At 38.2% G+C, this 15,925-nt stretch carries 9 protein-coding genes and 1 pseudogene; all 10 read right to left on the bottom strand.

The window, feature by feature from the left end; translation table 11 throughout:
* Window positions 1–626 precede the first annotated feature (626 nt).
* The 10 genes and pseudogenes from MHB75_RS00745 to MHB75_RS00700 all read right to left on the bottom strand — a co-directional run bounded on the left by MHB75_RS00745 (window position 627) and on the right by MHB75_RS00700 (window position 15,918).
* A complete protein-coding gene (locus MHB75_RS00745) occupies window positions 627–1,529 on the bottom strand; it encodes a fumarylacetoacetate hydrolase family protein (RefSeq protein WP_340995245.1) in 903 nt (300 codons plus the stop codon).
* A 57-nt stretch (window positions 1,530–1,586) separates the two neighbouring features.
* Entirely contained in the window at window positions 1,587–2,747 is a 1,161-nt protein-coding gene (locus MHB75_RS00740; RefSeq protein ID WP_340998513.1) for a DUF418 domain-containing protein, read from the bottom strand.
* 16 nt (window positions 2,748–2,763) lie between these two features.
* Window positions 2,764–5,109 (bottom strand): annotated as a pseudogene (addA, locus tag MHB75_RS00735) (helicase-exonuclease AddAB subunit AddA); the annotation flags it as partial.
* A gap of 112 nt (window positions 5,110–5,221) precedes the next feature.
* Entirely contained in the window at window positions 5,222–7,039 is a 1,818-nt protein-coding gene (gene ltrA / locus MHB75_RS00730) for a group II intron reverse transcriptase/maturase (RefSeq protein ID WP_340995243.1), read from the bottom strand.
* 588 nt (window positions 7,040–7,627) lie between these two features.
* Window positions 7,628–8,965 (bottom strand): UvrD-helicase domain-containing protein, encoded by a 1,338-nt coding sequence (locus tag MHB75_RS00725; protein WP_340995241.1) that lies wholly within the window; start codon window positions 8,963–8,965, stop codon window positions 7,628–7,630.
* Window positions 8,952–12,467: a helicase-exonuclease AddAB subunit AddB gene (gene addB / locus MHB75_RS00720; RefSeq protein ID WP_340995239.1), complete on the bottom strand. Its 3,516-nt coding sequence runs from the start codon at window positions 12,465–12,467 to the stop codon at window positions 8,952–8,954. The genes MHB75_RS00725 and addB overlap by 14 nt, the downstream gene beginning before the upstream one ends.
* Before the next feature lie 123 nt (window positions 12,468–12,590).
* Complete coding sequence (locus MHB75_RS00715; protein ID WP_068455492.1) at window positions 12,591–13,217, bottom strand: TVP38/TMEM64 family protein; 627 nt, start codon at window positions 13,215–13,217, stop codon at window positions 12,591–12,593.
* Between the two features lie 128 nt (window positions 13,218–13,345).
* Window positions 13,346–14,515: a PDZ domain-containing protein gene (locus tag MHB75_RS00710; protein ID WP_255314762.1), complete on the bottom strand. Its 1,170-nt coding sequence runs from the start codon at window positions 14,513–14,515 to the stop codon at window positions 13,346–13,348.
* A 207-nt stretch (window positions 14,516–14,722) separates the two neighbouring features.
* A complete protein-coding gene (locus MHB75_RS00705) occupies window positions 14,723–15,292 on the bottom strand; it encodes a peroxiredoxin family protein (RefSeq protein ID WP_141274239.1) in 570 nt (189 codons plus the stop codon).
* Window positions 15,289–15,918 (bottom strand): hypothetical protein, encoded by a 630-nt coding sequence (locus tag MHB75_RS00700; protein WP_141274240.1) that lies wholly within the window; start codon window positions 15,916–15,918, stop codon window positions 15,289–15,291. Before MHB75_RS00700 ends, MHB75_RS00705 begins: the two co-directional genes overlap by 4 nt.
* Window positions 15,919–15,925 lie beyond the last annotated feature (7 nt).

Below are 15,925 nucleotides of genomic sequence, written 5' to 3'. Positions count from 1 at the left end.
ACATCGTTCTAAATAGCATAGATGCACAAATGCTACTTCTACTGTTCCCCTATTCAGCTAAAAGTTAACTAAGTAAAAAAGGAATTCTTATTGCTTGGTTCAGGTCATTCGAGGGCGAAAATGGGACACTCGCTACTCAGTTCGGGACATTCGCTCGTCCAATCGGGTCATTCGAGGGCGAAAACGGGACATTCGCTATTCAGTTCAGGTCATTCGCTCGTCCAATCGGGACATTCGAGGGCGAAAACGGGACACTCGCTATTCAGTTCAGGTCATTCGCTCGTCCAATCGGGACATTCGAGGGCGAAAATGGGACACTCGCTATTCAGTTCAGGTCATTCGCTCGTCCAATCGGGACATTCGAGGGCGAAAATGGGACACTCGCTACTCAGTTCGGGACATTCGCTCGTCCAATCAGGTCATTCGAGGGCGAAAACGGGACACTCGCTACTCAGTTCGGGACATTCGCTCGTCCAATCGGGACATTCGAGGGCGAAAACGGGACATTCGCTATTCAGTTCAGGTCATTCGCTCGTCCAATCGGGGCATTCGAAGGCGAAAATGGGGCACTCGCACAATAACAAAAAAATCTCGACAGCCGAGGCATGTCGAGATTGAATAATATCTTATTCGAAACGGTTTACTAATGTACCGATTCCTTCGATTGATACTTTTACTGTATCGCCTGCTTTTAAATACGTTGGTGGAGTCATACCTTTACCAACTCCTGCTGGCGTACCTGTTAAAATCACATCACCTGGTTCCAATGTTACCATGCTTGAGATTTTTACAATCAAATCTTCAACAGTATGCATCATGTCACGTGTTGTACCATTTTGACGTACTTCATCGTTGACTTTTGTAACTACTGTTAGATTTTGTGGATTTGGAATTTCATCTTTCGTTACTAAATAAGGTCCCATTGGGCAAGACCCATCTAGACTTTTTGCTAAGAAGAATTGTTTATGACGTTCTTGTAAATCACGTGCTGTAATATCATTTGCAATCGTATAACCAAATACGTAGTCAAATGCTAAAACTGCTGGAATGTTCTTCCCTTTTTTCCCGATTACAACTGCTAACTCACCTTCGTAATCAAGTGAATTCGTTACATCTGCATGAACAGAAATTGTTTGCTCATCGGCAGCAATAGCTGTTGGTGCTTTTGTGAATACAACTAAATCTTCTGGTGCATGATCAGCGCCCATCTCTTTTGCATGCTCATCATAGTTTTTCCCTACGCAAATAATATTCTTTGTCGTACGTGGAATTGGTGCAAGCCATTCGATGTTTGTAAACGCATGTTTGAAAATAGCTGGATTTGGAGATTGTTCAGCCGCCTCTACTAATTTTCGCATTTGCTCTACAAATTCAAAACCATAAGTCATACCTTCAACAATTGTTTCAGAAAACGAAGGTAAGACATTTAACGATTTTTGAATTGCTAGTACATCCCAAACTGCTTCTTCTCTTTTTACTTTCGGACCAAAGCCGATTTCATTGTTGTAACGAAATGATAAAATTTTCATGAATAGTGGCACTCCTTCTTTTTTTACAATAATACCTTATTTTCTATTAAATTTCCTCTATTTTTCAAATCTCTTTCCATATGTGACGCTTTTCCAAAGCGCTTCTACAGGACCTTGTTTAAAGTACTTGAACCAAATCATTGAAAAAACGAGCTGAATCGCATAAATTGCGAGTGCAATATAGAATAATTGTAACAGACTTAGCTTGCCATACAAACCAAAACCAAAGCCATAAAATAAAATACTTTGGATAACAGACTGCATTAAGTAGATTGTTAATGACATGCGACCTGCTGCTTGAATCGGTTTTGTAATGATTTGCACCCACGGAATGAGTCCAAGAAGTACAATTAATGATACATAGCCTACCGTTAAAATCGGTGCGCCGATCACTTGACCAATACCTTCATAAAAAATCGAAGTAGGTTCATGATAAATGAGATTTTTTAAATAGAGCCCGAGTGACAACCCTATAATACATAAGACGAACCAAAGCTTCTTAAGTTCTCTTGCTCGTTCAATTAAACGCCACTGACTTGCGGCAGCACCAACAAGCATGAATGGAAGAATTGTAAAAAATGCTGAAATCCACATCATAATTGAATATTGTAAAGATAAATCATTTAGACGTTGGAAAAAGATTTCGATAACTCCCCCATAACGGTAAGCCTCAATCGACTGTGCCACACCTGCTACATCTGTGTATTCAGACGAATCGGAAATAAATTGGCTTGAAATATAAAATAGAACGGTTACTGTCAAACTGCAAATACCGAATAAAATAGTCGCAATAAGTAGTTGGAAAATTGGTTTTAACTTTAATAAAAATAATAAACCGAAACCAAGTACAGCATACGTTGTTAAAATATCACCATACCAGATGAAAAAGGCATGTAATAAACCAATCAGCAATAGGAAACTAAGTCGCTTGGAGCCATAACCAATGAATGATTCACCTAGCTCCTTTGATTTGTTCATTTGCAGCTGTAGACCATAACCGAATAAACCTGCAAATAAAGGGTAAAAACTTCCTTGTACAAAAATCGTTAAGTATTTTTCCATCTGTAAATCAGTTGGATGTTCTAAAAACTCACGTAATGATACATAGTTTACAGGGAAATTAAACGCCAATAAATTGACGAGTAAAATCCCAAATAAGCTAAGTCCTCTTAATAAATCTAATGTGCCAATACGCTGTTTTGTTGGTGCAAGTTGCATCAACTTTTATCTCCTCCTATACTTCAAATCCATGATGTGCAGCGAAAGCATAAATCATCGCACGCGTAATTTGAATATCTAAAATTTCTTCAACAGCTTGCTTGTATGTGTGTAACTGAATCGAATAGCGTCGACGTAATTCAGCTTCTAATCCTTCTGTTGTTTGCATTGTAGCTGTGAGTCGGTCCGTCTTGTAATCGAGCAGTACCCATTCACCAGAAGTCGTTTGATATAAGCAGTCAATAATCCCTTGTACAATTTGTGCGTCTCCATCTTCATCGACAATGGCACGTGTGAAAGGTAATTCCCTTTTTAAAATAGGCGCTGACTTAAAATCTTGTCCAATTGGACTCGCAAAGAACGTCAGTAGGTCTTGTGGTTCAACAACTTGCACTTCTTCCTTTGTTAAGAGCTGGCGTTTTACAAGTGTCTGCAAAAAGACTTCAATTTCTTCTACTGTTTCAAAACCTTGTTGTGGCACATGCTCCATCACTGCATGAACAGCAGTTCCTTTTTCAGTGCCACTCATATTCGTCTGTTCTTGCATGAATTTTGGTCGTGGACCTTGCGTCACTTCCACCTTCTCTTTCACAGGTTCAAAAATCATCTCGGGTTCTGCCTGATCTTCTAACAACTTCAATCGCTTCATTTCTGAAACAGACGTTTTCGATTTTTTACGCGTCGATGTTTCAAATGGATAGCGATAGTCCAGACGTTGATGAATAAGCGTAGAGAAAAATTGATTTTCTTCCGTTACAGGTTTTGTCAATACCTCATGTTCTTCTACTGCAACCGTCATATCCTGACAATCGACAATCTCTATTTTAAATCGTGAATGGTCGGGTGATGCTGTACGTTCCATTTCCTCGACATCGGCTAAATAATCAGGATGCCTTGCAATCGCTGGACCAATCCAATCAAAATAATTACTCGCTTTTGCACGCTGATGTTCTGGAAGTGGGTCACCAAGTGCTAATAGCTGCGCATCTTGCCACTTCTCCTGTGCACTCTCCCACTCTTTTACTGAACCTACTAAATAAAGTTTTTCTTTTGCACGCGTCATCGCTACATATAAAACACGCATTTCCTCTGCTTTCATCTCTAGTATCTTTTTCTCTTTCATCGCTAAATAAGGTAGCGATGTATATTCAATTCGTTTTTCAGGGTCAATCATTTTAACTGCTAATCCAAACACAGGATCAAATAGATAGGATTGATTGAAGTCCATACGGTTGAATGGTCGTCCCATTCCTGCAGCGAATACATATGGGAACTCTAAACCTTTTGACGAGTGAATGGTCATAATACGTACGACATTTTCGGATTGTCCAATCGCTTTTGCTGTCCCTAAATCATCACCTCTCAAGCGCATACGGTCGATAAAACGAAGGAAACGGAATAACCCACGAAATGCCGTTTTTTCATAAGCAATTGCTCGGTCATGTAAGGCACGAAGATTCGCTTGACGTTGTTTACCATTCGCCATCGCACCAACCATCTCATAATAATTCGTATCGAGATATACTTTCCAAATTAAGTCGGCTAATGAACCTCTACGCGCTAAATTACGCCAATCTTCAAGTAATAATAAGAAGCGCTGTAGCTTCTCTGCTGCCTTTGTACGCATCACTTGTCCTTGCCCAACAAAAGACTTCAGTGCATCATAAAACGACGCTTTACGGTCTGCTAGACGGATTTCAGCTAGTTCATTTTCAGTTAGACCGATAAAAGGCGCACGTAATACAGAAGCTAACGGTATATCTTGGTATGGATTGTCAATTACTTTTAATGTATTCATCATGACCATCACTTCAATAGCATCGAAGTAACCGCGTGACAGTTCTGCGTATAACGGTATTCCTGCTAACTTAAATTCCTCCACAAAATCGGCAGACCATGTCATTGAACGCATTAAAATAACTATGTCACTATATTCAATTGGACGACTGACAGGATTACCATGCTCGTCTTTTTTGAAGGCATCATAAACCAACTGTTCACGATTCATTAATTGTTGAATTTGCGAGATGATATAGCGTGCTTCTCGTTGTGAAGTACGTAATTCCTCAATCTCTTCATCTACTTCTTCCTCTTCTGTCGCATGCAGTACAGCGACCGTAATCGGCGTATCTTGTGCTGGATAAGGAGCTGCAGGTTTTAAACTCGCTGCTTCGTCATAATCAATCTCGCCAACTTTTTCACCCATGATTTGCTTGAAGATATAGTTCGTACCATCTAACACTTCATGCCGGCTTCGGAAGTTCGCATTCAAATCAATTTTCATACCTGTATCCGTCGGTTCATCTTGATATTGTAGATACTTATTTAAAAATAATGTTGGTTCAGCGAGTCGAAATCGATAGTAGAGTAGGAACCCAGCGCCTTGCTACATTGCCGTAGTAGGTTTCCAGAGAACCCCTCCCCGAACCGTACGTACTCTTCTCAGAGTATACGGCTCTCCACTTATAACAAACCTATCGTTGTTTATGAATTTCTTTATGACATTTTACACATACGACCAGTGTTTTACGTTGCTTTGCAAGCATTGTCCATTCCCAGTATTCTTTACCTTTTAAGTTCTTCACCTTGTTTACATGATGAATTTCGAACTTCGTATCAGAATGGTTGTCCCCGCATAATTCGCACTGTTTTGCACTTAATCGTTTTTCTAATTCATTTCTGCCTTGATATACATAAAGGTTTGGTAGCTGGTCTATTTCTGATTGGATTATTTCTTTTTTCTTTTTAAAGCCATCTTTATAGAAATACGCTATTTTTTCACCTTGCTTTGTTTGATACTTCACACCCCAGTATTTACCTTGTTTAAACTTAACCTTCATTTTAGCAACTGAGGATTTGTATTTATTCGCAAGTGTTTTCAAACAGCTATATTCCATCACATAACGCAATTGCCACATTTTCTGACTTACGTTTTCTGCTAGTGCATAATAATTGTATAGTCCACGTAGTTCTGCGTTATATATTTCAATGACTTCTAAATCAGGTAAACCGACAAGTCTTGGTCGATGCAACATATCCCATTGTTTCGCATCGATATCTTTAACCATTTTATTTTTAACAATTACTTTCTCAATTGTACCTTGAGGAATACGCAATTGCACATATCCTCTAAATTTACGTTTTTTTACACCGTTTTTGTCTTTAGCCACGCTTAAATCATGGCTAATTGAGATGTCGTAGCTTAAAAATCTTGCAAATTTTGTACTATGTGTAATGAGTGTTTTTTCATCTGATAATTCAAGTTGTAAATGGTTTTTCAAGAAATCTTTCATCGCTTGTTTTAAGAGCTCACAGTCTTCTTTACTCCCATTTACACCTACAATAAAATCATCCGCATAACGCACATATTTCACTGCTTTATACGTTTCGGCATTTGGTTCATAGTACGGTAAATTTAAAAGTATTTTCTTATTTGCCTTATATTCTTCAATCATCTGTTGTCGTAAATTTTCGTCTTCTGTCGCATTAATTTTTTTATGCAAACGTTGATTACGCATATCATATTTTCGATATTCCGTATTTCGTTTACGTCCTATCTTTGGCTCACCTAAATCAAACGATGATTTTAATTCATTTTCGACATATTCATCAAATTCATTTAAATAAATATTTGCGAGTAATGGACTAATGATACCGCCCTGTGGTGTCCCGCTATAAGTCTTTTGGAATCGCCAATCTTCCACGAATCCTGCTTTTAAGAATTTCCACATGAGACGAATAAATTTCTCGTCCTTAATATGTTTTCGCAAAATATTGATTAGTACTTGATGATTGATGTTATCGAAAAATCCTTTAATATCTCCTTCAATGAACCAATTGACGCCCGTAAAGGTTGTCTTTATTTCGACTAACGCTGTATGACAACTTCTTTTCGGTCTAAAACCATGAGAATGATTTGAAAATTTTGGCTCATAAATTGCTTCTATAATCATACGACATACTTCTTGTACTAAACGGTCTGTAAATGTAGGGATACCAAGTGGTCTTGTATCACCATTTTTCTTTGGGATATGAATACGACGTACCGGTTTGGGTTGATAACTTTCATCTTTTAAAGATTCTATAATCCCATGAATCTTTTCTTCACCAAATCCATCTGCCGTTTCTTCGTCGATACCTTTTGTTGCACTACCTTTATTTTTGTATATTTTTGTATAGGCTTTAATATAGAAATCTTCGTTGTATAAATGTCTGTATAGACGGTCAAATTCAAAACCGTCCTTCATTGCTTGTTTCGATAGATTGTATAAGACAATTTCTGAACTTTGCATAGAGCATTTCGCTCCTTTCTTTATTGTTTTATACGTTATAAGCTGCTCCCCTTCGCCATGTAATAGGTTTTCCCTATCTCAGACTACTACGGGAGCTCCGTTACCATATTGGATATTCAGTACCTTTGTACATAGCCTAATGGCATTCCAACTTAGGTAATCCCCATTTAGTATATTGTATACAGGCTCGATTCATTGTCGGAAGGAACGTTCATCCTTTTCTTCAATCTTGAAGTGTGTCTATTCTTTCATCAATCAGAAACTAGATTTCAGCCTCAATTTATAGCGTTCGTCCATGTTCAGTTGCATCCATTTAGTACACTGAACAGAATAGATTCTAGGTTTCAAACGGTTTCCTAGACGGTTAGACATGACCCCACTCGGACTATTCTTCAAGCAGTTTAGCCTTCTTCCTTATATGAATCTTTTATATCTCGCCATTCAGTCGTAGCCTTTCCGTTTAGGCTAACTTATGACTTGTACCGACATGCTACACTCCCTTTTTAGTTTCCCGCCAAGATAAGTCGGCTGATATATAAACCGTTTCTGTAGTTTATTCACCGCCAAATGGTGAAATATACAATACCCTTATGGGCGCACAATTGACTGTTTTACGTCCCCAACCATGAACAGATTGCCGTCTGCTGCTTCGCCACGTTTAACTAATTGTAAGATGGTCTCTTGCAGTCGGTTTGTATCTTGATATTCATCGACTAAGACTTCTTCAAAACGAGCACGATAATCTAACGCAACTTCAGAAGGTTGTAAATCATCATCTGTTAAAATTGCTAAAGCAAAATGCTCTAAATCCGAGAAGTCAATCAAACCCTTATCTGCTTTAACAGCCGCATAGCGCGTACTAAATTGCTTCGTTAAATCAACTAATGTCTCAATGAGTGGCTTCATCGCACTCATTTCTTCGAGTAGCTTTTCAGGTGGGCGTGTGAAGTAAACCATTACAGAATCATTAATGATTTTTTTAGCTTGTTCACGTTTCGCTTTTGCACGCTCTTTCATACCTTCATCGCATGTATCTTTCTTTTGCGAAGCAAGTCTTCCCCACTTGAATTGCGAGAAGTAAGCTTGCATCTCTGACCATGTACCTTCTGTTACAAGCGCGCGTGCTATCATTAATTGTTCTAAATCTTTTTCAGCCGTACTACCAAAAGCATCTGGACCATTCGGCTGAATCGCTAATTGACGTACTTCTTGCACTAATTGAATCGCCGCTTCCACTTGTAATAAAAGTGATTGCTTAATAATTGCAGCAATCGGTAAGTCATCAATGTGTTGAATTCCTGCCACATCATATTGTTCTGGTAAACGGTCAAGCCAGTTAAACGGTTGCGGATTAACGCGAGACATCTCATATAACTGCGCAATTAATAATTCCATCGCCTGATCATCGCGGTCAGATGTAAAAGCATCGACGAGACGATATACCTCTTGCTTATCTTCTTTTGCATAGGCTTCTTCTAATACTTCTGCCATGGTATCATCTCGTAATAAGGCAGCTTCTGTATCATTCGCAATACGGAAACCTGGATCGATATCGAGTAGATAGTTATATTGGCGAATAATATTTAAACAGAACGAATGAAGTGTCGAAATTTGTGCCTTATTCATTAAAGAAAGTTGGCGGCGTAAATGCTGAGATGATGGGTCTTCATCAATCGCCTCTTCCAAAGCTTTCGACATACGCTGACGCATTTCAGCGGCAGAAGCATTCGTAAAGGTTACAACGAGTAATTGATCGACATCGATTGGGTTCGTCGTGTCTAATACTTTTTCAATCATACGATTAATTAAGACAGCTGTTTTTCCTGAACCTGCTGCTGCGGATACAAGCGTATCTTGACCTTTTGCCCAAATGGCTTTCCACTGAGCATCTGTCCACGTAACATTCTCTGGTTTAGTTGGAATCATAAGTTGTCGACTCCTTTCGAATTTTTTCAATAACAGTATCGTCTGATTCAGCGCGTAATGTACGATATTGTTGTTGTGTATCTGTTGTATCAAATTGACAAACTGCTTTTTGCGGGCAATAGTCACATGCTGTTTTTTGTTTTAGACGGTAAGGGCTAATTTTTGTGTCGCCTGCTAAAATTCCTTCGCCTGCTTCTTGGTGCTTCTTACGGACGAATGTGCGTAAATCCTCTAATTCTTCACGTTGAATAACAGAAGACATTCCTCTTGAAATAGAACCATCTTTTTTCAAATAGACAGGAACGATTTGTGAACGTCCACCGACATCTTCTAATGTTTCATCCATTTCTAAAATGACATCTTCTGATTCCAGTAGTAATCCACTCATTTTGAATTTTTTCAGCATTTCAGCCTCAGTTTCAACTTCATTCAGTACTGCCTCTTGCTTGAGCATCGGATTGTGCATATGCACGTATAATACGCCACCTGGCTCTGCTTTTTCATCTAACCAATGCGTAGAATTTTCGACTGCAACATCTAAATACGTCAACATTTGAAGCGATAAACCATGATAGACATCATTCAAGTCGAGACGCTGAGATGAAGACTTATAATCAATAATACGTAGGTAAGATTCGTCTCCTACTTTTGTGGCGTCAATGCGGTCGATTCGTCCACGTAGCTTCATTTCATGCTGATTTGTTAATTCGATGACCATTGGGGGAATCGCTTCACCCGGTCCAAAAGCAGCCTCTACAGCGATTGGTTGGAATCCTGCATTTTTTGCATGGTGACGCATCGAAATCATCGTGCGTTCTACAATCATTGTGAGTTTACGTAAGATATATTGATAACGTGCTGTACTTAGTAAAATTTGATGGTAGAGTAGTGGCACGACGACTTGAACCGCGTCACGTGCGAGTTGTTTACACTGCTCGATGGAGAGTTCACGCCATTGAATATGTTCTTTCGCTGTTTCATCTGAAATCCATTTGAGCGCCGCGTGGAATAAGTCACCGATTGTTGGTGGTTCTAAACGATATTCAGCACGTTCTTCTAAACGGAGACCGTATGTGGCGAAATGAGAGAAAGGACATTTAAAATATTTTTCAACGCGCGATACACTGGATGTAATCGTACGACCATATAGCTCCTCTGTAATCTGCTGTTCCAATGGTTCCGTTTTATTATGTGTATGTGTCGCATACATAAGACGTTCATAAATCGTCTGCCATGTTGGATCTTGTTCATAATAGCTTTGCAGTGCTTGCCATTCAGGCGATAACGGAACACCATCATGCTCACTTCGACGGATCTGCGCCATTAAATAGGCAAGTGCAGTTCTTGGATGCGAAATATACGCCCAGTCATCCTCAGATGTTAGAGCTTCATCTGGTGTCATAAAGATGATTTCTTCTGAGATGCCTGTTAAATCTTGCAGACGTTTTATATATAAAGAAGGGAGCAATGATTTTCCTTCTTCATCACTCATTGCATAACTCACCACAAGCTTTTCAGAAGCAGCAGTTAGTGTACGATAAATGATTAAATCTTCTTCTAATAAACGCTCTTTAGAAGTAGGTGCAATCTCAGCACCCAGTCTTGTAAACCATTCACGCTCAGAATCTGCAATCATTCCTTCGAAATCAATACGTGTTGGATAGACACCGTCATTCATACCGACAACATAGGCTACTTTAATATTCGAAAGACGTGCTAAATCTGCATTAACAACGGTTACTTGATCAACAGAAGGCGGAATACGCGCAAACTCTAACGTATCAAAGCCTTCATCTAATAAAGGAATGACTTCTTCAAGTGTCATCTCTTGATCTCCAAACATCGTCACAAACTGATCGAGTAATTGAATGAAGCCATTCCAAGCTTGTTCATGCTCAGCTGCTTCAAATAATTTACCCTGTTCTAGTTCATCTGTTTGAAGCGTCTGTAACTTCGTATATACATGCAACTCTTCCATGAAATTGAATAATGCTGCTGCATAATCTTGTCCTACTTTTGCTTTTGTAAGTGCATCACTTAACTGCTTGATTGGTTGCAACAACAATTGACGTACCGCTTCAATTTCCGCTTGCATCGCTCGTTCTTCATCTGTTTGTGTTTTTTGATAAAATTCAAGGCCGCGATATTTTTTATAAATCCAACGTGCATCGTCAAACCAACGTTCACGGTAGATTCCATTTGCGATGACATAGTTCTCCATACGATCTGCGCGCTCGCGCCAAATTGATTTATTTGCACCAACTGGGAAGAATAAATCGGTTTTCACTGCACGAAAGACAGGTTCATACATCCATCCTTTTTCAATTACTTCTAAAACAGAGCGACTTAACTCGATTAATGGATGATGAAGCATCGGTTTCTTTTGGCTGAGGAATACCGGTAAATCATACTCTTTAAAAATTGTTTCGATTAACGGATCATATACATCAGCTTGTCGATATAAGATGGCTACATCACGATAACGATGTGTTTCATCTTGTTGAATAAAATCACGAATATGACGTGCCACAGCATGAATTTCAGCTTTTCTAGTCGTCGCCGCATATAATTCAAGTCCACGATCTGCCTGTTCAGTCATCTGTTCTAATGGATAGTGATGTAGATTTTTCTCAATATAACGAAGCACATTCGATCGGAATCGTTTCGCTTCTTGTAAATAGATGGCTGGATTTATGACGACACCTAATGAAGATGCATCATCACGTAATTTTTGAGCGAGCAACGCTGGGCGGTGGAATAAAGCTTGAGGATCTTGTGCATCCCACTCTGAGTCATAAGGTAAGGCAATCGTTACATCTTTAGCATGAACTATTAACTTTAATACAAGTTCATATTCACTCTTTGTAAATGTTTCAAAACCATCAATATAAATATGCGATTGCTGAATGAGCTGGCTTTGATCGACTGCTTCAATTAATAGTGGAACATAACCTTCTGAATCAATATACGCCTCTCCTAATTGCTCATCAATTGCCTGCATAATAAGTTGTAAATCATGCATTTTATCTTGTAATGTCACAGGTGCATTTACTTGTTCAGCTAGTTGTTGTTGTAACCCAAGTAATGTCGCATGATCTATATGATAATGACTAAATTCTTTTAAAACTGCTTCAATTTCTTCAGTGAATCCTCGTTTACTTGCAGATTTTTTAAATAATTTTAAGTCTGGTTGAAGTGATTGCAATACGTTTCGCACCAACATACGATAACCGAAACCATTCACTTCTTGGCGACTAATTCCACCCACTTCTGATAGTACGCGCCATGCGAGTCGTTTAAAAGTTGTGGCCTGTGCACGAATCATTCCTTTGATACCATCTGCTGTTGTCAATTGATGCTCAGATGAGAAAGACATTTGGTCAGGTACAAGTAAAAAGAGTGGATTACCTGTCGGATTTTCTTTCAACTGTCGAATAATCTCTTGTTGAAGATACGTTGTTTTACCACTTCCTGTACGACCATGTACAATTGTTAAAGCCATTTCGTCCCCTCCTTTTTTCTTCTTCCTTTATTGTACAAAAAATCAACAATGAAAACATAGATTCGCCTTTTTATTTTGAAATAAAAAATGAGGACGAACTTTATCGCTCCGCCCTCATAACATTTATAATTTTTCATGATCATCTTTTTGAAGTGAACGTAAATGCTCTTCCATTTTACGATTATTTCGTTTCTCCACATACTTTCCACCAACCCACATTAGGACAATGATGAGAACAACGACGACTGATTTCCAAGGTTTTGTAATTAGGGATTGTAAGTCAGCTCCAATCCAACTAATAACTAAAATCATAATGAATTTTGCACACATAATCGTAATAAGATAACTTTTTTTCTTTAAATTCGAAAGTCCTGCTACCACATTGACGATGGCAGAAGGTGTAAATGGAAAACAAAGTAAAATGAATAGTGGCATGAACCCTTGAATTTCTACCCACTGAATTAATTTTTTCACACCTGTTCGGTCCGTAACAAAACGAAAATATTGACTGTGACCAAATTTACGAATTAATAAAAAGACGCAGTAAGAGCCCAGTACAGCTCCTCCCCATGAAAATAAAAAGCCTAACCACAAACCATAAGCAGTAGCATTTGCAACAACGAATGCAGCTAATGGCAAGAATGGTAAGAACGCTTCTATAAATGGTAATAAAATTGCACCGAATGTTCCAATAACGCGATGTTGTTCAGCTAATTGCTGAAATTGATCAATGCTCAACCAATCTGGCACAGTTGTTACCCCCTCTAAAACATACAACTCATTACTTAGTATACGATGTAACTAAGTAGAAAGTTTCTGACAAGTTATTGTTAATAAAATAAGGTGAAACGCATAAATTAGCGCTTCACCTCATACGTTTACTGTACGAGTAGTAAACCAATACGGAAATGATCATGATGGAACACGATATGTTGACGTAGTCGAACTTCTCCGTCTGTATCTAATACTTCAATTTTACATTGCGCTGCATTTTGTTGAAGTGCACGATATAACTCTTCTTCTGAATGCACAGACTCCCCGTTCACTTTACGAATCGTTTCGCCAATTTGTAACCCCATCGCCTCAGCAGGTGAATTCGGTAAAATAGCAGCAATGACAACTCCTTCATTTTGTGGTGTCACTGCAAACTTACCTTTTCGTTCACTTAACCCGTAAATAACTGAAATGAGGATACGCCCAATGATTGCTACAAGAACACTTGCTAATCCTAAAATTGGATAGAAATAGGAGATAACCCCTTCAACGAACACTAAAGCTCCTAGTAAAACGATTGTACGCCCCATTTGTGGATAGAAGTACATCGGTAACATCTTACGTGCACGCTGTTGAAAACCGATGACGATGGGAAATAGAATAAACCCATATGTTTCACCGCCTAATGAAAAGACAGGCCAGTAGGACACAAAGCTTGTGATTGTATCTCCTGGAATGACAAGGAAAACTGGAAGAATCCACAATCTTTTTGAAAGGAATGTAACGGCCTTTAAGCCGCGAGCAGTTCGTTGTAATCGTGGTGAAGCCAAGTCTGCCCCGTACTTTTGCACAAGCATACCTTCAGCAATTAGTAGAATCCCTATTAATAAAGGGATACTTGAGAGCATACTTAACTTTAAATCACTTGCATTGATTGTAAAACCAAATAATGTGAAGCCCCAGTTTTGTGTAAATGTTACCCATAGAACTAAGAATGCCATTCCGAATGGATATACGACAGATGCTAGTTGATAATAAAAGCTCACGACGAAAAGAATCGATAACACGGTTACTAGCATGATATATTCCATCGGTAAGACAATCCCAATTAGTAAACTAAGTAGGGATACACAGAAAGCCGCAAGCCAGCCTTCACGTAATAAACGAATCGTTTCAGATAGTCCCCAATGAATTCTAATTTTAAAAGATTGACGTTCACGAATGACACGACGATAACCTAATAAAACAGTGAAGATAATTGTTATATAAAGTAAGGGGTTCATAAATAGACGTAAAACGCCTTTTAATAATTCGACAATAATGTCCCAAAACACAGTTGTTCCCACCTCTAAAAGATTTATTTATACCCCATTATATTAAGAAATGGTAGCTTATCATAATTGTACCAAAAGGCTGTTTTAATGAGTAGCATATTCTATTACATATCGACTATTTTTACCCTTTTCATACAAAGTAAAAACAAGAGCTAACATAAAATAAGACTTCAGCAAGCGTTTGCTAAAGTCTTAAAAGGTATTGAATTAATCTAATGACTTTACAACATCAGCAAGCTGCTGTTCATTCACTAAATTTAATTTTTGTTGAATAACTCCCTTTGTATTCACAAAGAATGATGTAGGGAAGTTTAGCACATCGTATTTTTTAATAATTTCACCACGTGGGTCAATCACAACAGGATACGTCATATTATATTTGTCAATAAACTTCTCGACATCTGTACTCTTACGTTCAGTACTCATCGCATTGACAGATAAAATGACAAAATTCTCATCTTTCGCATGTTCATTATAGTATGTAACCATGTGCGGCGTTTCAGCTTTACAAGGTGGACACCATGTCGCCCAGAAATTAATCATAACTTTCTTCCCTTTAAAATCCGATAACGAAACTTCTTCACCTTCTAATGTTCGAAGCGTAAAATCAGGTGCTTTTTGCCCGATTGCAATACCAGGAATATCTTCTGGTTTTTTCCCGTCAACGACTGTTGTTTTTTGTTCTTTTGGTTCTGTATTTTTTTGAATAATTGTTGTAACCGCAATGCCAATTAGCGCAATTACTAAAACAAAACTTGCAATTCTTTGCCACTTCACGAAAGTTCGCTCCTTTTCATTTTAAACTGATACCATACTGTATAGACAATAAATGTTAGGATCATCCATAGTTTAGGTTGTTGAAAACCGAGTGGTTCAACTAATAGTGTAAACAATAAATAAATAAGTGTCATACGTAACGCAAAACGATCTATGTATTCGAATGTATGCCCCCATAATATTAAAATAAAAATAGCTAAATTAAAAACAATCATTAAAATTGTTAACCACAACACACCATCATTTAAAAGTGCGTATAAAAACTGCGAGTTACTATACATACTAAGCCAATAGAAACTCTGTTGTTGAATCGTATCTTTTTCGCTTTTCACCCGTAAGACACTATAGATGAACAAAATGATCGCTGCCAACGCAATACCAAATGTTCCACCATCAAAATAAATAATCGAAAGTGGGTAATTCATAACTTCTTGCCAATTCGTTAAAACATAACTAAATTTCCAAACTAATATAAAAAGAACAAAATAATTTAAAAATGAATCAATCCATTTTCTACGTTTTAAAATAAAGAGAAAAAGAATCGTTATACTCATTGCGCCTAAAACGGCGAGCGATGTTGCAGGTAATGATAGATTGAATATGGTGTACCACATATTATTTTGCATGGACATC

Source organism: Kurthia sp. FSL E2-0154 (genome assembly GCF_038003625.1).
Classification (GTDB): domain Bacteria; phylum Bacillota; class Bacilli; order Bacillales_A; family Planococcaceae; genus Kurthia; species Kurthia gibsonii.
The sequence above is the reverse complement of the archived record's forward strand: the minus strand, read 5'-3'. Positions and strand labels throughout refer to the sequence as shown.